This is a genomic window from Pseudomonas sp. BBP2017 (assembly GCF_003024385.1).
Classification (GTDB): Bacteria; Pseudomonadota; Gammaproteobacteria; order Pseudomonadales; family Pseudomonadaceae; genus Aquipseudomonas.
Map to the genome: position 1 here is coordinate 192,890 of NZ_PVZN01000005.1, position 21,427 is coordinate 214,316.

Annotated in this window: 14 protein-coding genes; 9 read left to right on the forward strand and 5 right to left on the reverse strand. The window is 61.8% G+C overall.

What is annotated here, in order from left to right; all coding sequences use genetic code 11:
• The first annotated feature begins 307 nt into the window (after positions 1-307).
• The 8 genes from putA (at position 308) to yccS (ending at position 15,621) form a co-directional block, all read left to right on the forward strand.
• A complete protein-coding gene (putA, locus tag C6382_RS09530) occupies positions 308-4,261 on the forward strand; it encodes a trifunctional transcriptional regulator/proline dehydrogenase/L-glutamate gamma-semialdehyde dehydrogenase (protein ID WP_107024249.1) in 3,954 nt (1,317 codons plus the stop codon).
• A 198-nt stretch (positions 4,262-4,459) separates the two neighbouring features.
• Complete coding sequence (locus C6382_RS09535; RefSeq protein ID WP_107024250.1) at positions 4,460-6,262, forward strand: acyl-CoA dehydrogenase; 1,803 nt, start codon at positions 4,460-4,462, stop codon at positions 6,260-6,262.
• 32 nt (positions 6,263-6,294) lie between these two features.
• The gene (locus tag C6382_RS09540) at positions 6,295-7,737 is read left to right on the forward strand and encodes a TldD/PmbA family protein (protein WP_107024251.1); all 1,443 of its coding nucleotides are present in this window, start codon (positions 6,295-6,297) and stop codon (positions 7,735-7,737) included.
• A complete protein-coding gene (locus C6382_RS09545; protein ID WP_107024252.1) occupies positions 7,737-9,068 on the forward strand; it encodes a TldD/PmbA family protein in 1,332 nt (443 codons plus the stop codon). Before C6382_RS09540 ends, C6382_RS09545 begins: the two co-directional genes overlap by 1 nt.
• Positions 9,069-9,161: 93 nt before the next feature.
• A complete protein-coding gene (gene mdtD, locus C6382_RS09550; protein WP_107024253.1) occupies positions 9,162-10,589 on the forward strand; it encodes a multidrug transporter subunit MdtD in 1,428 nt (475 codons plus the stop codon).
• 105 nt (positions 10,590-10,694) lie between these two features.
• Positions 10,695-12,032 carry an ATP-dependent RNA helicase DbpA gene (gene dbpA / locus C6382_RS09555; protein ID WP_256589063.1) on the forward strand — a complete coding sequence of 446 codons (1,338 nt, stop codon included), beginning with the start codon at positions 10,695-10,697 and terminating at the stop codon, positions 12,030-12,032.
• Positions 12,033-12,140: 108 nt separating this feature from the next.
• Positions 12,141-13,322: an NAD(P)/FAD-dependent oxidoreductase gene (locus C6382_RS09560; protein ID WP_107024254.1), complete on the forward strand. Its 1,182-nt coding sequence runs from the start codon at positions 12,141-12,143 to the stop codon at positions 13,320-13,322.
• A 118-nt stretch (positions 13,323-13,440) separates the two neighbouring features.
• Positions 13,441-15,621, forward strand: coding sequence for a YccS family putative transporter (gene yccS / locus C6382_RS09565; RefSeq protein WP_107024255.1), 2,181 nt, complete (start codon positions 13,441-13,443; stop codon positions 15,619-15,621).
• Here yccS and C6382_RS09570 read toward each other — a convergent pair whose 3' ends face one another.
• Positions 15,622-16,359: an ABC transporter substrate-binding protein gene (locus tag C6382_RS09570; RefSeq protein WP_107024256.1), complete on the reverse strand. Its 738-nt coding sequence runs from the start codon at positions 16,357-16,359 to the stop codon at positions 15,622-15,624. It lies immediately after the preceding gene.
• A 239-nt stretch (positions 16,360-16,598) separates the two neighbouring features.
• Here C6382_RS09570 and C6382_RS09575 point away from each other — a divergent pair, with 239 nt between their 5' ends.
• Positions 16,599-17,051 (forward strand): GNAT family N-acetyltransferase, encoded by a 453-nt coding sequence (locus C6382_RS09575; RefSeq protein WP_107024257.1) that lies wholly within the window; start codon positions 16,599-16,601, stop codon positions 17,049-17,051.
• A gap of 60 nt (positions 17,052-17,111) precedes the next feature.
• Here C6382_RS09575 and C6382_RS09580 read toward each other — a convergent pair whose 3' ends face one another.
• The 4 genes from C6382_RS09580 to fba form a co-directional block, all read right to left on the reverse strand.
• A complete protein-coding gene (locus tag C6382_RS09580; protein WP_107024258.1) occupies positions 17,112-17,408 on the reverse strand; it encodes a helix-turn-helix domain-containing protein in 297 nt (98 codons plus the stop codon).
• A gap of 17 nt (positions 17,409-17,425) precedes the next feature.
• Positions 17,426-17,926, reverse strand: a complete 501-nt coding sequence (locus C6382_RS09585; protein ID WP_107024259.1) for a YgjP-like metallopeptidase domain-containing protein — start codon at positions 17,924-17,926, stop codon at positions 17,426-17,428.
• Positions 17,927-17,964: 38 nt separating this feature from the next.
• The gene (locus C6382_RS09590) at positions 17,965-20,085 is read right to left on the reverse strand and encodes a bifunctional diguanylate cyclase/phosphodiesterase (RefSeq protein WP_107024260.1); all 2,121 of its coding nucleotides are present in this window, start codon (positions 20,083-20,085) and stop codon (positions 17,965-17,967) included.
• A 218-nt stretch (positions 20,086-20,303) separates the two neighbouring features.
• On the reverse strand, positions 20,304-21,368 hold the full coding sequence (gene fba / locus C6382_RS09595; protein ID WP_107024261.1) for a class II fructose-bisphosphate aldolase: 1,065 nt from the start codon (positions 21,366-21,368) through the stop codon (positions 20,304-20,306).
• Positions 21,369-21,427: the final 59 nt, after the last annotated feature.

Genomic DNA, 21,427 nt, shown 5'->3' on the forward strand with positions numbered 1-21,427 from the left:
GGTTGCACCCAGGCCGCGAATCCTATGCAACAACGCAAAGAAGGTGCAACCTGTTTTTACAATACAGTTGCACCTCGTCGGATTTCTTGCACATCAGCGGCTTTTTGCTCCCTTTCGGAGCAAGAACATCGGTTTAAAGAAGAAAACGCACCATAAACAGCCATTTTTCCTGTGGGGTTTTACCCACCGGACGAGCTGCACCTTTTTCCTACAGATTTTGGGTTGCACTAGGTTGCACCCGAAATCGCGCACAGCTAATCTTGACGCTAGCTTACGCCACAGCCTGTGGCAATAATGAGGATAAGAAATGGCGACGACCACCCTTGGGGTCAAACTTGACGACCCTACCCGTGAGCGACTCAAAGCCGCTGCGCAGTCCATCGACCGCACGCCGCACTGGTTGATCAAACAGGCAATCTTCAATTACCTGGAAAAGCTCGAGGGTGGCGCCACCCTGACCGAACTCAACGGTCAGTCGATCATCAATGGCGATGAAGCCGGTGAAGTCCCGGGCGATCACGCCCACCAGTGCTTCCTTGAATTTGCCGAAAGCATCCTCCCGCAATCGGTACTGCGCTCGGCGATCACCGCCGCCTACCGCCGCCCCGAGCCAGAAGTGGTGCCAATGCTGCTCGAGCAGGCACGCCTGCCTGCCGCTATGGCCGAGGCCACCAACAAGCTGGCCGCCGGCATCGCCGAAAAACTGCGTAACCAGAAGAGCGCAGGCGGCCGTGCCGGCATCGTTCAGGGTCTGCTGCAGGAGTTCTCCCTGTCGTCCCAGGAAGGCGTGGCCCTGATGTGCCTGGCCGAAGCCCTGCTGCGGATTCCGGACAAAGGCACCCGCGACGCCCTGATCCGCGACAAGATCAGCACTGGCAACTGGCAACCGCACCTGGGCAACAGCCCGTCGCTGTTCGTCAACGCCGCGACCTGGGGCTTGCTGCTGACCGGCAAACTGGTCTCGACCCACAACGAATCCGGCCTGACCTCCTCGCTCAGCCGCATCATCGGCAAGAGCGGCGAGCCGATGATCCGCAAGGGCGTCGACATGGCCATGCGTCTGATGGGTGAGCAGTTCGTCACCGGTGAAACCATCGCCGAAGCCCTGGCCAACGCCAGCAAGTTCGAAGCCAAAGGCTTCCGCTACTCCTACGACATGCTCGGCGAAGCCGCACTGACCGAGCACGATGCACAGAAATACCTGGCGTCCTACGAGCAGGCGATCCACTCGATCGGTAAGGCCTCACACGGCCGTGGCATCTATGAAGGTCCGGGCATCTCGATCAAGCTCTCGGCCTTGCACCCGCGCTACAGCCGCGCCCAGTACGAGCGCGTGATGGAAGAGCTGTACCCGCGCCTGCTGTCGCTGACCCTGTTGGCCAAGCAGTACGACATCGGCCTGAACATCGACGCCGAGGAAGCCGACCGCCTGGAGCTGTCGCTGGATCTGCTCGAGCGCCTGTGCTTCGAACCGCAGCTGACCGGCTGGAACGGTATCGGCTTCGTGATCCAGGCATACCAGAAGCGTTGCCCGTACGTGATCGATTACGTCATCGACCTGGCCCGCCGCAGCCGCCATCGCCTGATGATCCGTCTGGTGAAGGGCGCCTACTGGGACAGCGAGATCAAGCGCGCCCAGGTCGAAGGCCTGGAAGGCTACCCGGTCTACACCCGCAAGGTGTACACCGACGTTTCCTACATCGCCTGCGCGCGCAAACTGCTGTCGGTACCGGAAGTCATCTACCCGCAGTTCGCCACGCACAACGCCCACACCTTGTCGGCCATTTACCATATCGCCGGTCAGAACTACTACCCGGGCCAGTACGAGTTCCAGTGCCTGCACGGCATGGGTGAGCCGCTGTACGAACAGGTTGTCGGCAAGGTTGCCGATGGCAAGCTGAACCGTCCGTGCCGCGTGTATGCACCGGTCGGTACTCACGAAACCCTGCTGGCCTACCTGGTTCGCCGCCTGCTGGAAAACGGCGCCAACACCTCGTTCGTCAACCGTATTGCCGACCAGTCGATCTCGATCCAGGAGCTGGTTGCCGACCCGGTCGCCACCATCGAGCAGATGGCCACCCAGGAAGGCAACTTCGGCCTTCCGCACCCGCGCATTCCATTGCCGCGTGACCTGTACGGCGCTGAGCGGGCCAACTCCGCCGGTATCGACATGGCCAACGAACATCGCCTGGCGTCGCTGTCTTGCGCCCTGCTGGCCACCGCACACAACGACTGGAAAGCCGCACCGATGCTCGGCTGCGCCTCCAGCAATGAAGTCGCCGCAGCGGTCCTGAACCCGTCCGATCACCGTGACGTGGTCGGCCATGTGCAGGAAGCCACCGTTGCCGACGTCGACAACGCCATCCAGTGCGCCCTCAACGCCGCACCGATCTGGCAGGCCACGCCGCCCGCCGAGCGAGCTGCAATCCTCGAGCGCGCCGCTGACCTGATGGAAGCCGAGATCCAGCCGCTGATGGGCCTGCTTGCCCGTGAAGCCGGCAAGACCTTCGCCAACGCCATCGCCGAAGTCCGTGAAGCCGTCGACTTCCTGCGCTACTACGCCGTGCAGGCCCGTAACGATTTCAGCAACGATGCCCACCGGCCACTGGGCCCGGTGGTCTGCATCAGCCCGTGGAACTTCCCGCTGGCGATCTTCAGCGGCCAGGTCGCTGCAGCGTTGGCAGCCGGCAACCCGGTACTGGCCAAGCCTGCCGAACAAACTCCACTGGTCGCCGCCCAGGCCGTGCGCCTGCTGCTCGAAGCCGGTATCCCTGAAGGCGTGGTGCAGCTGCTGCCAGGTCGCGGCGAAACCGTCGGTGCCCGTCTGGTTGGTGACGATCGGGTCAAAGGCGTGATGTTCACCGGCTCTACCGAAGTCGCCCGCCTGCTGCAACGCAACATCGCCGGCCGCCTGGATGCTCAGGGCCGTCCGATCCCGCTGATCGCCGAAACCGGTGGCCAGAACGCAATGATCGTCGACTCTTCGGCGCTCACCGAACAAGTGGTCATCGACGTCGTCTCCTCGGCCTTTGACAGCGCCGGTCAGCGCTGCTCGGCACTGCGCGTGCTGTGCCTGCAGGAAGACTCGGCCGACCGCGTGATCGAGATGCTTAAAGGTGCCATGGCCGAAAGCCGCCTGGGTAACCCTGAGCGCCTGGCTGTGGACATTGGCCCGGTGATCGACGCCGAAGCCAAGGCCGGCATCGAGAAGCACATCCAGGGCATGCGCGACAAAGGCCGCTCGGTGTACCAGGTCGCTATCGCCAATAGCGAAGAGATCAAGCGCGGCACCTTCGTCATGCCAACCCTGATCGAGCTGGAAAGCTTTGACGAGCTGCAACGCGAGATCTTCGGTCCGGTGCTGCACGTAGTGCGCTACAACCGCAAGAACCTCGATCAGCTGATCGAGCAGATCAACGCTTCCGGTTACGGCCTGACTCTCGGTGTTCACACCCGGATCGACGAAACCATTGCCAAGGTCATCGACAACGTCAACGCCGGTAACGTCTACGTTAACCGCAACATCGTTGGTGCTGTGGTCGGTGTCCAGCCGTTTGGTGGTGAAGGCCTGTCCGGCACTGGCCCGAAAGCCGGTGGTCCGCTGTACCTGTACCGCCTGCTGTCGACCCGCCCAGCCGATGCGATCGAGCAATCGTTCCAGCGTACCGACGGCGGCAACGCCCCGGATACCCGCCTGCGCGACGAGTTGAGCAAGCCGCTGCAAGCGCTCAAAGCCTGGGCTGCAAGCAACCAGCTGAACGAACTGGGCAGCCTCTGCGAGCAGTTCGCCAAGCAATCGCAAAGCGGTATCAGCCGCCTGCTGGCAGGCCCGACCGGTGAGCGCAACAGCTACACCATCCTGCCACGCGAGCACGTACTGTGCCTGGCCGAAGTCGAGGCCGACCTGCTGACCCAACTGGCTGCGGTACTGGCCGTGGGCAGCTCGGCGGTGTGGCCGGAAGACGAGCTGGCCAAGACCCTGCGCAACCGTCTGCCGAAAGACGTACAGGCACGCATCAAACTGGTGGGTGACTGGACCAAGGATGAGGTGGTGTTCGATGCCGTCCTGCACCATGGCCATTCCGACCAGTTGCGCGCAGTCTGCGAGCAAGTGGCCAAGCGTGCCGGTGCCATCGTCGGCGTTCATGGCCTGTCGTCGGGTGAAACTTCGATTGCCCTGGAGCGCCTGGTGATCGAGCGGGCGTTGAGTGTTAACACCGCTGCTGCGGGTGGTAATGCGAGCTTGATGACTATCGGCTGATAGGCATCACTCAATCGCGGGGCAAGCCCGCTCCCACCGGTTTGTGATAAGCCGGTGGGAGCGGGCTTGCCCCGCGATGCTTTCAGGCTGTGGTTTCTTCCGAAGCTGGTTCTACCCTCCTATCACCCACATCTATTTCACTGTGCAGTGCCTGTACCCCTGCCTAGACTCGGCGCATCCCCAGACAGGAATGCCGCTATGTCCGAGACCCTGCTCAGCGCCCGCAACCTGGCCTTCGAACTCTACGAAGTGCTCGACGCCGAGGCCCTCACCCAGCGCCCACGCTTCGCCGAGCACACTCGCGAGACCTTTGACGCCGCCCTGAACACCGCGCGGACCATTGCCGAGAAGTATTTCGCACCACACAACCGCAAGGGCGACGAGCATGAGCCACGCTTCGAAAACGGCGAAGCCGTGTTGATCCCGGAGGTCAAACCCGCGGTTGACGCCTTTCTTGAGGCCGGATTTCTCAACGCCACCCGAGACTTCGAAGCTGGTGGCATGCAGCTGCCGACGCTGCTTTCGCAAGCCTGTTTTGCTCACTTCCAGGCGGCCAACACCGGGACCACGGCTTATCCGTTCCTGACCATGGGCGCCGCCAACCTGATCGAGAGCTTTGGCAGCGACGAACAAAAACGTCTGTTCCTGCAGCCGATGATCGAAGGCCGCTTTTTCGGCACCATGGCCCTGACCGAACCTCACGCAGGCTCATCCCTGGCTGATATCCGCACCCGTGCAGAGCCAGCCAACGATGGCAGTTACCGGCTACGAGGAAACAAAATCTTCATCTCTGGCGGCGACCACCCGTTGTCGGAAAACATCGTGCACATGGTGCTGGCCAAGCTGCCGGATGCCCCGCCGGGGGTGAAGGGCATTTCGCTGTTCATCGTGCCCAAGTTCCTGGTCAACGCCGATGGCAGCCTGGGGCCACGCAACGATGTGCTGTTGGCCGGGCTGTTCCACAAGATGGGCTGGCGCGGCACCACCTCGACAGCGCTGAATTTCGGCGACAACGGACAGTGTGTCGGTTATCTGCTGGGCAAGCCGCATCAGGGCCTGGCCTGCATGTTCCAGATGATGAACGAGGCACGCATCGGTGTCGGCATGGGCGCGGTGATGCTCGGCTATGCCGGCTACCTGTACTCGCTTGATTACGCGCGCCAGCGTCCGCAAGGGCGCCTGCCGGACAACAAGGACCCGGCCACCGCTGCCGTACCGATCATCAGCCATAGCGATGTAAAGCGCATGCTGCTGACCCAGAAAGCTTACGTCGAAGGTGCCTTCGACCTGGGCTTGTACGCAGCGCGGCTGTTCGATGAAACCCAGAGCGGCGAAACCGAGGCGCAGCGTCAACAGGCTCACGAGCTGCTCGATCTGCTGACCCCGATCGTCAAATCCTGGCCGTCGGCGTTCTGCCTCAAGGCCAACGAGCTGGCGATCCAGATTCTCGGTGGTCACGGCTACACTCGCGAATATCCGGTCGAACAGTACTATCGCGACAACCGCTTGAACCCGATCCACGAAGGCACCCACGGCATCCAGTCGCTCGACCTGCTGGGCCGCAAACTGGCGCAGAACGGCGGCGCCGGGCTCAAGCAGCTGGCGCGCCTGATTGCCGGGACCTGCGAACGGGCGGGCGAATTCGCCCGCCTGGATCACCTGCGCACGCCGCTTGAACAATTGCAGGTCCGCCTGCAGAACGTGACATTAGGGCTGCTCGGCGACCTGGCCCAGGGTCAGGTCAACCTTGCCCTGGCCAACTCGGCGCTGTACCTCAAAGCCTTCGGTCACTGTGTGATCGGCTGGCGCTGGCTGCAACAGGCGATCCATGCCGAACAAGGGCTGGCCCACGGCAACCCGGCAGACCATGACTTCTACCAGGGCAAATTGCAGGCCGCGCGTTATTTCCTGACCTGGGAAGTGCCGGGCTGCCATAATGAGCTGGCATTGCTCGAGGCCCGTGACGATACCTGCCCGAGCATGCGCGACGAGTGGTTCTGAGGGGGAACCACCGTACCCACGGAGGTTCTTGCATGTTCGAGATGACTGCATTGCTGCGCCAGCGTTTTGCCGCCCTGCGCAGCGGTGTCGAGTTTTTTTCCCTGCGCTATGTGCAGCAGTCCCAGCAGCAACTGTCAGTGCGCAAGAACGTTGCCGAGCCGCCGTTTTTCTTCCGCGATGAAGGCGCCATGCTGACGGTCCGGCTCAAGGGTGTGGAAGCCTACGCCGCCACTGCCGACCTGTCCCAGTCCGGCCTGCAGCGCGCCCTCGAGCAGGCCGAGCGACTCGCCGCACAGATCGGTGCACGTGCACTGCTTGACCTCAGCGAACAGCCGGTAGCCACAGAGCGCAGCGACTATCGCTCGCCAAACCTCGATCAGCCCTTGCCATCTCTGGCTGACTGCTATGACTTGCTCGCCCGTGAGTCGAACAGCGTGCCCGCCGACAATCGCCTGGTGAACTGGCAGGCCAGCCTTGGCATCAGCAACGTTGAACAGATTTACCTGAACACCGCCGGTGCTGAACTGCGCCAGGCCCAGCGTTTTATCTATCCAGGCTTCGCGGTCACCGCCTTCGATGGTCAGGACAGCCAGAGCCGCACCCTGGGTCGGGAAAATTTCGGCCAGCAGGGCGGCCTGGACGTCATCGAGCGCTGCGGCCTGGTCGGTGCCGGCGCCAAGATCGCCGATCAGGCCCTGCAGCTGCTGCTGGCCCCCAACACCCCGAGCGGCGCGCGCGACCTGTTGCTGATGCCGGATCAGATGATGCTGCAGATCCATGAGTCCATCGGTCACCCGCTGGAAATGGACCGCATCCTCGGAGACGAGCGCAACTACGCCGGTACCAGCTTCGTCAAAGCCAGTGACTTCGGCACCCTGCAATACGGCTCGAAACTGCTCAATGTGACCTTCGACCCGACCATCGGCGAAGAACTGGCCAGCTACAGCCATGACGACGACGGCAGCGCCGCCAGCAAGCAGTTCCTGATCCGCGATGGCTTGCTGCTACGGCCGCTGGGCGGGGCCCTGTCGCAATTCCGTTCGGGCCTGGACGGCGTCGCCAACAGCCGCGCGTGTGGCTGGAACCGGGCGCCTATCGATCGCATGGCCAACCTCAATATCGAGCCAGGTGACCAGAGCCTCAAGCAACTGATCGGCAATATCGAACACGGCATCCTGATGCGCACCAACCGCTCCTGGTCCATCGATGATGCACGCAACAAGTTCCAGTTCGGCTGCGAATGGGGCCAGTTGATCGAAAACGGCGAACTCAAGGACGTGGTCAAGAACCCCAACTACCGAGGGATTTCCGCACAGTTCTGGGGCAACCTCAGCGCGGTTGGCGACGCCAGCACCTTGCAGGTTCTCGGCACGCCGAACTGCGGCAAGGGCGAGCCTAACCAAGTGGTGCGGGTCGGGCATGCCTCGCCTGCCTGCGTATTCAGCCAGATCGACGTATTCGGAGGAGACGCCTGATGGCTGCCACCCCACTGCAAAGCTTCCAGAACCTGGTCGCCAGCCTGCAAGAACAGATCCGCGCCCCCGAACACTTCACCCTGAGCTACAGCGCCGAGCACTCGCAGTTCATTCGCTTCAACCATGCCAAAGTGCGCCAGGCCGGCGAGGTCCAGCAGGCCAGTTGCGCCCTCAAGCTGGTCAAGGACGGGCGCCAGGCTGAACTGCAGTTCACCCTCGGCAATGATGCCGACGTCGATCAGCAGCGCCTGGCCGAAGCCATCGAACAACTGCGTCAGACCTTGCCACTGCTCGAAGCCGACCCTTACCTGCAGCTCAACGACAGCGCCTGGCAAAGCCATAGCGTGCAGGACCAGCCGCTGCCCGAGTTTGACCAGGTGCTGATGCGGATCGAGCAGGGCGCTGGGGAACTGGATCTGGTCGGCATCTACGCCGCAGGCCCGATCTTCCGGGGTTTTGCCAGTTCGTTCGGCGCGTTCGGCTGGCACCAGGCCAACAGTTTCAACTTTGACTGGAGCCTGTTCCACCGCAATGGCCAGGCAGTCAAAGCCAACTATGCCGGGCAGCGTTGGGACAACGACGCCTTTGCCCTACGTCTGCGCCAGGCACGCGAACAGCTGGAGTACCTCGGCCGCCCGCTCAAGACCCTGGCACCCGGCGAGTACCGCGCTTACCTGGCCCCGGCGGCAATCGATGAGATCATGGGCATGCTCTGCTGGGGCGGTTTCTCCGCCCAGTCCCTGGCGACCAAGAACAGCCCGCTGCAACGCCTCTACGTCGGTGATGCGCGCTTGAATCCGCTTGTCAGCATTGCCGAGCAGGTCAGTGGTTCGCTGAGCCCGGCGTTTTCCGATGAAGGCACACCGCGCAGCGACTTGCGCCTGATCGAGCAAGGCCAAGCGCTCGACCGACTGATCTGCGCGCGCAGCGCCGCCGAGTTCGAACTGACCGCCAACGGTGCCGATAGCCATGAGTCACCTTGCGCGCTGAGCATGGCCGCCGGCGACCTCGAACAAGGCGAAATCCTGACTCGCCTGGGCACAGGCCTGTACATCAGCAACCTCTGGTACCTGAACTTCTCCGACCTGCCAGCCGCGCGCATGACCGGTCTGACCCGCTTCGCCACCTTCTGGGTCGAGGACGGACAGATCCAGGCGCCCGTCAACACCATGCGCTTCGATGACAGCGCCTACAGTTTGCTGGGTTCGCAGCTGGAGGCGCTGACCGCAGAGCGCGAGCTGATTCTGTCGACCAGTACCTACGGACAGCGCCAGACCAGTTCGAGCCATTTGCCTGGAGCTTTGATCAAGCGCCTGACGTTGACATTGTGATTAGCCTATCGCGGGGCAAGCCCGCTCCCACAGCAATACCCTGTGGGAGTGGGCTTGCCCCGCGATAGCGCCCTGAAGGACTAGACAAACAACATGCCCATGCGCGCCCCGCTGGACCCTGTCACCGCCCGCTGGATCCCCTGGGTCGTGGCTATCGCCTTCTTCATGCAGTCGCTGGACGGCACCATCCTCAACACCGCCCTGCCGGCCATGGCCCGCGACTTGGCCGAAGACCCGTTGCGCATGCAGTCGGTGATCATCGCCTACATGCTCACCGTAGCCCTGTTGATCCCCGCCTCGGGCTGGATCGCCGACCGCTTTGGCACCAAGCGGATCTTCTTCGGTGCGATCTTGCTGTTCAGCCTCGGTTCGCTGCTCTGCGCCCTGGCCGACAGTCTGAGCATGCTGGTGGCGGCGCGGGTGGTTCAGGGGCTGGGCGGCGCCTTGATGTTGCCGGTCGGACGCCTGGTAGTGCTGCGTGCCTACCCACGCTCGGAGCTGGTGCGGATCATGAGCTTCATCACCATTCCCGGCCTGCTTGGCCCGCTGCTGGGCCCGACCATGGGCGGCTGGCTGGTGGAAATCCTCAGCTGGCACTGGATCTTCCTGCTCAACCTGCCGGTCGGCGCGGTTGGCTGCTATGCCGTCTGGCGCTTCATTCCCGACCTGCGTGGCAGCGAGCGTACGCGTTTCGACGGCGTCGGCTTTGTGCTGTTCGGCGCCGCCATGGTGCTGATCACCATTGCCATGGAGGGCCTGGGCGAGCTGCACCTGCCGCACCTGCGGGTGATGTTGCTGCTGTTCGCCGGCATGGCCTGCCTGGCGGCTTACTGGCTGCGTGCAGGCAGCGTCGACAATCCGCTGTTTTCACCCAGGTTGTTCCGCACCCGGACCTTTTCCGTCGGCATCCTCGGCAACCTGTTCGCCCGTCTGGGTAGCGGCGCCTTGCCGTTTCTGGTGCCGTTGCTGCTGCAAGTGGCGCTGGGCTACTCGCCGGCACAGGCCGGTATGAGCATGATTCCCCTGGCGGCGGCGGCAATGCTGGCCAAATCCATCGCCCGCCCGCTGATCGAGCGCTTCGGCTACCGCACCATCCTCACCGGCAACACCCTGTTGCTCGGCCTGTTGCTGGCCAGCCTGGGGCTGGTGGACGAGCAAACGCCCTATGCCCTGCTGCTGTTCCAGCTGGGACTGCTCGGTGCCGTGAACTCCATGCAGTTCACGGCGATGAACACGGTGACCCTGATCGACCTCGACGACGCCAGCGCCAGCAGCGGCAACAGCCTGCTGTCGGTGGTGGCGCAGCTGTCCCTGAGCCTCGGTGTAGCGTGTGCCGGTGCACTGCTCGGTGGCTTCACGGCGTCGACCAGTGCCGAAGGCATCGAGAGCACTCTGGGCGCGTTTCAACTGACCTTCCTGACCATCGGTTTGATGGCCATGCTCGCCGCCGCGATCTTCATGCAGCTGTCGAGGACGGACGGAAGGCGTGCTCCTCGTCCGGAACCAGAGATCGAGCCTTAGGGCTAAAGGCCACGAGGCTGGTACACTGCGCGACATTTTGTTTTGCAGGCCCGCCTCGTGACCACCATTGCCACCGCCTTCGCCACCTTGCCGCTGTCCGCCGCCATGCTGGCCAACCTGGAAGCCCTCGGCTACGCCCAGATGACCCCGATCCAGGCCCAGAGCCTGCCGGTAATCCTCAAGGGTATGGACCTGATCGCCCAGGCCAAGACCGGCAGTGGCAAGACTGCCGCGTTCGGCATCGGCCTGCTCAACCCGATCAACCCGCGTTATTTCGGTTGCCAGGCCCTGGTCCTGTGCCCGACCCGCGAGCTGGCTGATCAGGTGGCCAAAGAGCTCCGCCGCCTGGCCCGCGCCGAAGACAACATCAAGATCCTGACCCTGTGTGGCGGCGTGTCCCTGGGCCCGCAGATTGCTTCGCTGGAACATGGCGCGCATATCATCGTCGGCACCCCTGGCCGCGTTCAGCAGCACCTGAGCAAAGGCACCCTGGTGCTCGACGGCCTCAACACGCTGATTCTCGACGAAGCCGACCGCATGCTCGACATGGGCTTCTACGACGCCATCGCCGACATCATCGGACAAACCCCCAAGCGCCGTCAGACCCTGCTGTTTTCCGCCACCTATCCGGCCGGCATCAAGCAACTGGCCTCGGCATTCATGCGCGACCCGCAAACCGTCAAGGTCGAAGCCCTGCACGCCGACAGCCAGATCGAACAGCGCTTCTACGAAATCGCCCCCGAGCAGCGCATGGAAGCGGTGAGCAAAGTGCTCGGACACTTCCGCCCGCAATCTTGCGTAGCGTTCTGCTTCACCAAACAGCAGTGCCAGGAGCTGGTTGAACACCTGCAGGCCAAGGGCGTCGCCGTTCAGGCGCTGCATGGCGACCTGGAGCAGCGCGACCGTGATCAGGTCCTGACCCTGTTCGCCAACCGCAGCCTGTCGGTGCTGGTGGCGACCGACGTTGCCGCCCGTGGCCTGGACATCGATGCACTGGACATGGTCATCAACGTCGAACTGGCCCGCGATGCCGAGATCCATGTGCACCGCGTTGGCCGTACCGGCCGTGCCGGCGAGAAAGGTCTGGCCGTCAGCCTGGTAGCCCCGGCCGAAGGGCACCGCGCTCAGGCCATCGAGCAGATGCAGAAGTCTTCGCTACGCTGGGAGCAACTGGACAGCCTCCAGGCCCAGAACGGCGCTCCGCTGCTGCCGACCATGAGTACCTTGTGCATCGCTGCCGGGCGCAAGGACAAACTGCGTCCGGGCGATATTCTCGGTGCCTTGACCGGCGACGCCGGGTTGCCGGGCGCCCAGGTGGGCAAGATCGCCATTTTCGACTTCCAGGCCTTTGTTGCCGTGGAGCGCGCGGTGGCCAAACAGGCGCTGCAGCGCCTGAACAACGGCAAGATCAAGGGCCGGTCGCTGCGGGTGCGCATCGTCTGAGCTGTTTGTTGAATTTACTGGCCTAATCGCGGGGCAAGCCCGCTCCCACAGCCGGTGGGAGCGGGCTTGCCCCGCGATAGTCTCACCACCGTTGCAGGGGATTTTGCAGTGCGTTCCACCGAAGTGATCATCATTGGCGCAGGCGCCGCCGGCCTGATGTGTGCCCTGACCGCCGCCGGGCGCGGTCGCCGGGTACTGCTGCTCGACCACGCCAACAAACCGGGCAAGAAGATCCTGATGTCCGGAGGTGGACGCTGCAACTTCACCAACATGTACACCGAGCCGTCCAACTTCCTCTCGCAGAACCCGCACTTCTGCAAGTCGGCCCTGGCCCGCTATACCCAGTGGGATTTCATCGAGATGGTCAGCAAACACGCTGTGCCCTATCACGAGAAAAAACTCGGCCAGCTGTTCTGCGATAACAAATCCAGCGACATCCTCGACATGCTCCTGAGCGAATGCGATAACGCTGGCGCCGAACTGCGCATGGACACCCGCATCGATCAGATCGAGAAAATCGACGGCGGTTATCTGCTGGAAACCAGCGCCGGACAATTCCAGTGCCAGTCGCTGGTGATCGCCACGGGCGGCCTGTCGATCCCGACCCTGGGCGCAACCGGCTTTGGCTATCAGGTGGCCCGCCAGTTCGGTCACAGCCTGTTGCCGACGCGCGCAGCGCTGGTGCCGTTCACCATCACCGAGCCGGTGCTCAAGGGTATCTGCACCGAGCTGTCAGGTAGTTCCGTGGACTGTATCGCCAGTTGCAACGGCACCCATTTCCGTGAAAATCTATTGTTCACCCATCGCGGCCTGAGCGGGCCGGCGATTCTGCAGATTTCTTCGTTCTGGGAGGCTGGCGACACGGTCGAGATCAACCTGCTGCCAGACCACGACGCCTTGACCTGGCTGCAACAGCAACAGGCCGAACGCCCCAATAGCGAACTTAAAACCCTGCTCGGCGAGGTCTTCACCAAGAAGATGGCCACCCTGCTCAGCGAGCACTGGTTCGTCTCCAAACCGATGAAGCAGTACACCCCGGCGGAGCTGGCGCAGGTCAGCGACAAACTCGGCTCCTGGCAGGTGGTGCCAGCCGGCACCGAAGGCTATCGCACCGCCGAGGTGACCCTGGGCGGCGTCGATACCCGCGAAGTCTCCTCCAAGACCATGGAGTCGCTGAAAAGCCCGGGGCTGTACTTCATCGGCGAAGTGCTCGACGTCAGCGGCCACCTGGGTGGCTTCAACTTCCAGTGGGCCTGGGCATCGGCGTACGCGGCCGCGCAGTTCGTCTAACCTTCGCGGTAGAATCAGCGCATCAAGGAACAAATTTTGCTGGTCAGGTGGCAGCCGTAACACGGTTGCTGTCTGATTAGCTCAATTTCGATCATCGCCCAAGGCCTGCCTACCCGACATGTCATCCTCCTCGTTCAGCCAATCGTTGCGCCGTCTCTGGGCTCTGGACAAATTCAGCTATGCCATCCGCGTCCTCATCGCACTGACCGGCAGCATGCTGCTGTGCTGGTATCTGGATGAGATGAGCCTGCTGATCCCACTGTTCCTGGGCATTATCGCCAGCGCCCTGGCCGAGACCGACGACAGCTGGCAAGGGCGCTTGAACGCCCTCGCGGTCACCCTGGTGTGTTTTACCGTTGCCGCACTGTCGGTGGAGTTGCTGTTCCCCTACCCGCTGGTTTTTGTCTGTGCCCTGGCCCTGGCCAGTTTTGGCCTGACCATGCTGGGCGCCTTGGGCGAACGCTACGGCGCCATCGCCTCGGCCACGCTGATCCTCTCGGTCTACACCATGATCGGCGTGGACCAGCGCGGCGGTGAAGTCAGCGACTTCTGGCACGAACCGCTGCTGTTGGTGGCCGGTGCCGCCTGGTACGGGCTGCTTTCGGTGCTCTGGCAGGCGATGTTCTCCAACCAACCGGTGCAGCAAAGCCTGGCGCGGCTGTTCCGTGAATTGGGACGCTATCTGAAGCTCAAAGCCACTCTGTTCGAACCGATCCGTCAGCTGGATGTGGAAGCCCGGCGCCTGGAACTGGCTCAGCAGAATGGTCGCGTGGTGGCCGCGCTCAATGCCGCCAAGGAAATCATCCTGCACCGGGTCGGCAATGGTCGGCCCGGCTCGAAGGTCAGCCGTTACCTGAAACTGTATTTTCTCGCTCAGGACATCCATGAGCGTGCCAGCTCTTCGCACTACCCCTACAACGCCCTGACCGAAGCCTTCTTTCACAGCGATGTGCTGTTCCGCTGCCAGCGCCTGCTACGCCAGCAAGGTGTGGCCTGCCAGCAATTGTCCGAATCGATCCAGCTGCGCCAGCCGTTCATCTACGACAGCGGTTTTGCCCAGGCTCTGGAGGACCTCAATGCCTCCCTGGAACACCTGCGCATGCAGAGCAACCCGGCCTGGCGCGGGCTGCTGCGCTCGCTGCGGGCGCTGGCCGCCAACCTGGCAACCCTCGATCGCCTGCTCAGCGATGCCAGCAACCCCGACAATCTCGCCGATGCCAGCGACAGCAGCCTGCTCGACCGCTCGCCGCACAACCTGGCTGATGTCTGGAACCGCCTGCGTCAGCAACTGACCCCGACGTCACTGTTGTTCCGCCATGCACTGCGCCTGCCGCTGGCACTGTCGATCGGCTACGGCATGGTCCACCTGATCCACCCGACCCAAGGCTACTGGATCATCCTCACCACCCTATTCGTCTGCCAGCCCAACTACGGTGCGACGCGGCGCAAGCTGGTGCAGCGGGTCATCGGCACCGGCATCGGCCTGACGGTAGGCTGGGCGCTGTTCGACCTGTTCCCGAGCCCGATCATCCAGTCGCTGTTCGCCGTCGCGGCCGGCGTGGTGTTCTTCGTCAACCGCACCACCCGCTACACCCTGGCCACTGCGGCGATCACCCTGATGGTGCTGTTCTGCTTCAACCAGGTCGGCGACGGCTACGGGCTGTTCCTGCCACGCCTGTTCGATACCCTGATCGGTAGCCTGATCGCGATTCTTGCGGTTTTCCTGTTCCTCCCGGACTGGCAGGGCCGGCGCCTGAACAAAGTGCTGGCCAACACCCTGAGCTGCAACAGCACCTATCTGCGCCAGATCATGCAACAGTACGCCCAAGGCAAGCGCGATGACCTCGCCTACCGCCTGGCCCGGCGCAACGCCCACAATGCCGACGCGGCGCTGTCGACCACCCTGGCCAACATGCTCATGGAGCCTGGGCACTTTCGTAAGGAGGCGGATGTCGGCTTTCGCTTTCTGGTGCTCTCGCACACCTTGCTCAGTTACCTGTCAGGTTTAGGTGCACATCGCGAAACCACGCTGCCTGCCGATGTTCACGAGCAGTTGATCGATGGCGCCGGGGCCAGCCTGGCCAACAGCCTGGATGAGATTGCCGAAGGCCTGGCCAGCAAGTTGCCGGTGGCTATCCACAGCGATGCTGAAGAAGCGTTGGCCATCGAGCTTGAGCAAATGCCCGAAGAGCTGGAAGAAAACCAGCGCCTGGTGCAGACCCAACTGGCGTTGATCTGTCGTCAACTGGGCCCGCTGCGTACCCTGGCTGCACACCTGATCAAAGATGCACCGGCCTGATCAGAAACCGTAGTGTTTGAGCAACCGCTGGTAGCTGCCATCGGCCTTCATCTCGTCAATGGCACGGTTGAAGCCGGCAATGATCTGCTGGTGCTGGGGAGCCTTCAGGCTCACCAGGATATGCAGGGTGTTTTCGCTGAGCGGCTTGTCGATGAACTCGACGCTGTCACGTACCGAACGCGATTCACGCTGCAGGAAGTGGCGGGCGACGTATTCGTCCTCAAGGGTTAGCCCCACCCTGCCGGCGGCAAGCATGCGCACGGCTACCGAAAAATTGCGTACCGGAATTTTTTGCAGCTGTGCATCGGCGTCAAACGCGGGCGAATAGGCATAGTCCCTGACAACCGCCACAGGATAAGGGTACAGATCGTTCAGGGACTTGAACCTGAGCGAATCGCCCTTGCGCTTGAGCAAGCGGATGCGATTGGTCAGGTAACCGCTGGAAAACGCCCCGATCCGGGTACGACTCTCATTGAACCAGGCGTTGATCAACACGTCGTAGCGCCCCTCCTCCAGCCCCAGCAGCGCCCGCGCCCAAGGCACCTGCGCAAACTCGCTGGCGTAACCGGCACGGTGCAAGGCGGTGGTGACAATCACTGTGGCCAGACCACCACCTGGCATACTGGCGTCAGTAAAGGGCGGCCAACTGTCGGCAACCAGGCGCAGCTTTTCAGCCTGTGCGGTGTTGACCAGCAACAGCATTCCAAGCAAAGCCAAGGCCCGAAGCGGTGCAGCCATGCTCAAATCCTTCAGTAAACGCGCCATTACGCGTCGTTGATATCAACTGCTTGAGAGGTACCGCTGTCAGCACGTTTGCGCAGATTACACAAAGATGAAGCCTCAGGCAGAGTCAATGATATCAAATAGCCTTCTCCTTGAATGCCGTCACACCCTGTGTTGACTTGTGGCAATTTCGCTCTCGTCCTCGCCTATAGCATCTGCGATGATCAAGCTAATCAACCGTTCGAGAGCCACCTATGTCCATTGACTGGATCTGTAAACATCACAGCGACCTTGGCAAGGAACAACTCTATGCCATTCTGCGGCTGCGCACCGAAGTCTTCGTGGTCGAGCAGAAGTGTGCCTATCAAGAGGTCGATGGCCGCGACCTGGAGGGCGATACCTGCCACCTGATGGCCTGGCAGGATGATCAGCTCAAAGCCTACTTGCGTCTGCTCGATCCGGAGTCCCAGGGGGGGGATGTGGTGATTGGCCGGGTAGTTACCGCACCGTCGGTACGGGGTCAGGGGCTGGGGCATGAACTGATGGAAAAGGCGCTTGAACGAGCCGAAGAATACTGGCCTGGTGTGCCGGTTTACTTGTCGGCACAGGCGCACCTGCAGGACTACTACAAGCGCTATGACTTTGTCGTGGTGGGTGAGGAATATCTGGAAGACGATATTCCGCATATCGGTATGCGGCGCGGCTAAAAGCATCGCGGGGCAAGCCCGCTCCCACTGTAGGAGCGGGCTTGCCCCGCGATGAGGCCCTCAAGGATACCCAAGCACCTCACGAATGCCCCGCAAATGCTGGATGATCCACTGCTTGTCGATCGCCCCCCAATCGCGAATCCGGTAATGCCCGGCATGATTACGCGCTCCAGCCTGCTGCTCGAACTCGCAGACAATATCCAGGTCAGCCAAGGCAGCGATGGTGTCCTGAGCCGTGCGCCGGGGCATACCGGTCGCCTCCATTAGCGCCGGCACACTGGCGGCGGTCTGGCTGTCGATCAGCCAGGCAACATACAGCCGGCGGTAGAAACTGGTCTTGGTCTTGCTCACGTCCATTGCCACATCCTTGAAACTCATGCGCTGCCAGGCAGCTCGCGGTAAGTCAGGTAAACACGCAGGTCGAACTCCAGTTGATGGTAGCCCGGCTGCATGTGTTCGCAGAGCTGATAGAAGGCCTTGTTGTGCTCGCTTTCTTTCAAATGGGCCAGCTCATGCACGACGATCATTTTCAAAAACTGCGGCGCTGTATCCCTGAACAACGAGGCAATGCGGATTTCTTTCTTCGCCTTCAGCTTGCCACCCTGCACCCGCGATACCGCCGTGTGCAGGCCTAATGCGCGGTGGGTCAGATCCAGGCGGTTATCGAACAAGACTTTGTCCAGGTTCGGCGCATTGCGCAGATACTCCTGCTTGAGCCCTTGGACATAGCTGTACAGCGCCTTGTCACTCTGCACATCATGACGTTGTGGGTAACGCTGCTGCAGGTAATCGCCCAGACGATTGCTGGCAATCAACTGACGAACCTGATCTTGCAGGGGGGACGGATAGGCTTGCAGGTACTTGAGCGCAGTCATGGTCGCAAAGCAGACAGGTAAAAACGCAGTGTACCCAACTACACCTGATGCCAGTCAAAAAAGCGTGGAAACTCACTGGCATGCGCTGCGGTCATCGGATGCGCCAGCAAAAACCCTTGCGCGTACTCACAGCCATTGGCCCGCAGCCAGTGCGCCTGTTCAGGCGTTTCGACGCCTTCAGCGATGACACTGATGCCATACGCCCGGCACAGATCGAGCACACAGCGGGCCATCGCAGCATCAGCTGTCGAGCCCGGTAACCGCGCCACCAGATGCCGGTCGAGCTTGAGGGTATCGATAGGCAAATCACGGAGCATACGCAGCGAACAATCACCGGCGCCAAAATCATCCAGGGCGATACGCACACCCAGTGTATGCAAGCGGTGCAGCTGTTTCACAGCATCGTCGAGGTTGTAGCGCAATGTGGTTTCGGCAATTTCCACTTCCAGTTGGGCAGGCTGAAGCGCCTGACTGAAGATCACCCGCGCCAGCTCTTCCACCAGGTTGGGCATGCTGAACTGCACCGGGCTCAGGCTGATGCTCAGCACCAACTCGGCATCATAGCGTTCGTACCAGGTCCGGCGTTGTGCCGCCCCGTTCTGGTATATCCAGCTGGCCAGACGAGTAATCAGCCGGGCCTCCTCCAGCAGAGGAATGAACAAGCCCGGCGGTACGTCCCCTACACTGGGATGACGCCAACGCAACAACGCCTCGAAGCCCCGCAACCGACCATCGACCAGGGCTACCTGGGGCTGATAGACCAGGCTGAACTCCTTGTGCTCGATTGCGCTACGCACACTGTCTTCAAGCATCAGCCGCGATCGTGCGCGACCGTTCAAATCCTGGTCGTAATACCGATACTGCTGGCGTCCCGACTGCTTGGCTGCATACATCGCAGCATCTGCGGCCCGCAGCAGCCCGTCCAGACTGGACCCACACTCGGGATACGTGGCGATACCGATGCTGACCCCAAGCGTTACTTCCAGTCCATCGATCTCCTGATAGATAGACATGCGTTCAAGCAGTTTTCCGGCAAACCGCGCAGCTTGTTCGGGGCAATCCAGCGAGTCGAGCAGCGCGGTGAATTCGTCACCGCCCATGCGCGCAAGAATTGCGCAGGTGCCCAGGCAATCCTTGAGCTGCTCGGCGACCCAATTGAGCACCCGGTCACCGGCTTCGTGCCCTAGTGAGTCATTAATGCGTTTGAACCCATCCAGGTCCAGGAATAACAAGGCCTGGGACCGGTCCGCGCGCTCGTTGCGCAACAGGGCACTTTCGGCCGCCTGATAGAAACCACGTCGATTGAGCAGGCCGGTCAACGGATCGGTGATGGCCTGATACTCGAGTTGCTGATGCAGATTACGCACCACCGACATATCCAGCACCGTAATCACCAATGCCCGCTGCTCGCTGGGTAACGGCGCACACGACAGCGCTACCGGTATCGGATGCCCCCCCGCCGTACGCAAGACAGCATCGTGTATCCGCAGGGTGTCCCGCGCCAGGTAGGCCTGGTAAAACGCCGACTCACACCACGCACCCGACCCGGGTGACTGCACGAAATCCAGCACCCCCCGGCCCTGCAAATGTTCGAACGATGCATCCAGCAAACTGGAGATGGCCGGGTTGGCAAAACGGATCAAGCCGTCTTCGGCCACCACCAGGATGCCCTCGGCGGCATTTTCCAGCACCGACGCATTGAACGCCCGTTCAGCCTCCAGGTCATGGCTCAGGCGCTGCAGCGAACGCCGGTTGCGTTGTTGCTCCAACAAGGCCTGGACCTTGGGCTTGAGGATCTGTGGGTCGAAGGGTTTGAACAGGTAGTCCACCGCGCCACTGGCATACCCCTTGAGCACGGCAGCCTGGGACTGCTCATTGGCGGTCAGGAAAATGATCGGGGTAAGCCGTGTACGCTGGCTGCCACGCATCAGGCGGGCGACTTCGAAGCCATCCATGCCCGGCATCTGCACATCCAGCAGAACCAGGTCGACTTCATGCTCAAGCAACGCGCTCAGGGCTTCCGTTCCGGAGCTTGCGGTGAGTACTTGCCAGTCCTGACGGGCCAGCAACGCACGCATGCTGATCAGATTTTCAGGGTAATCATCGACGACCAGTAGTACCGAGCCGCCATCGTTTGTGTGAGGTTGCGCGCAATCCATGCTGCTTCTCTTGTGAAAGCGACACCGAATTTCGGTTGAGATCCGAAACTAACTTTAGACCTGGCCGCCATAAATCTGAAGTCATCAGATTGCCATCACTCGTGGAAAGTTCCGCAAGCCGACTAACGGTCTCTCTACTCAGGCCAATACCACCCTGTATTTGCCGCGAGGGGGCATAAAAAAACCCGCATCGCTGCGGGTTTTTTCTAGCCCAGGTCTTAGTTGACCTTGGCGGCCAGCTCACCCTTGAGGTAACGCTGGAACATGCCTTCCAGGGAGATCGGCTTGATCTTGGAAGCATGGCCGGCAGTACCGAAGGCTTCATAACGGGCGATGCACACATCACGCATGGCCGTTACGGTGGCGCCGAAGAACTTGCGCGGGTCGAACTCGCTCGGGTTCTGCGCCATCAGGCGGCGCATGGCACCGGTAGAGGCCAGACGCAGGTCGGTGTCGATGTTGACCTTGCGCACGCCGTACTTGATGCCTTCGACGATTTCTTCAACCGGTACGCCGTAGGTTTCTTTAATGTCGCCGCCGTACTGGTTGATGATCGCCAGCCACTCTTGCGGAACCGACGAAGAGCCGTGCATCACCAAGTGGGTGTTAGGGATGCGCTTGTGGATTTCCTTGATACGGTCGATCGCCAGGACATCACCGGTAGGTGGCTTGGTGAACTTGTAGGCGCCGTGGCTGGTGCCGATGGCGATCGCCAGGGCATCGACCTGGGTCTTCTTGACGAAGTCAGCGGCTTCTTCCGGGTCGGTCAGCATCTGGCTGTGATCCAGCACGCCTTCGGCGCCGATGCCGTCTTCTTCGCCGGCCATGCCGGTTTCCAGCGAACCCAGGCAACCCAGCTCACCTTCAACAGAAACGCCGCAGGCGTGAGCCATGGCCACGGTCTGCTGGGTGACACGAACGTTGTATTCGTAGTCGGTCGGGGTCTTGCCGTCTTCACCCAGCGAGCCGTCCATCATCACCGAGCTGAAACCCAGCTGGATCGAGCGCTGGCACACGTCAGGGCTGGTGCCGTGATCCTGGTGCATGCACACCGGAATGTGCGGGAATTCTTCGATCGCAGCCAGGATCAGGTGGCGCAGGAACGGGGCGCCAGCGTATTTGCGGGCACCGGCCGAGGCCTGGACAATCACCGGGGAGTCGGTCTTGTCGGCAGCTTCCATGATGGCGCGCATCTGCTCGAGGTTGTTGACGTTGAAAGCTGGAACGCCATAGCCGAACTCGGCGGCGTGGTCCAGCATCTGGCGCATGCTAATGAGTGCCATTGTGTATCTCTCTCCCGACAAGCGTCGTTTTAATCGTGCAAGCCTGCCGCAGTGGCGGT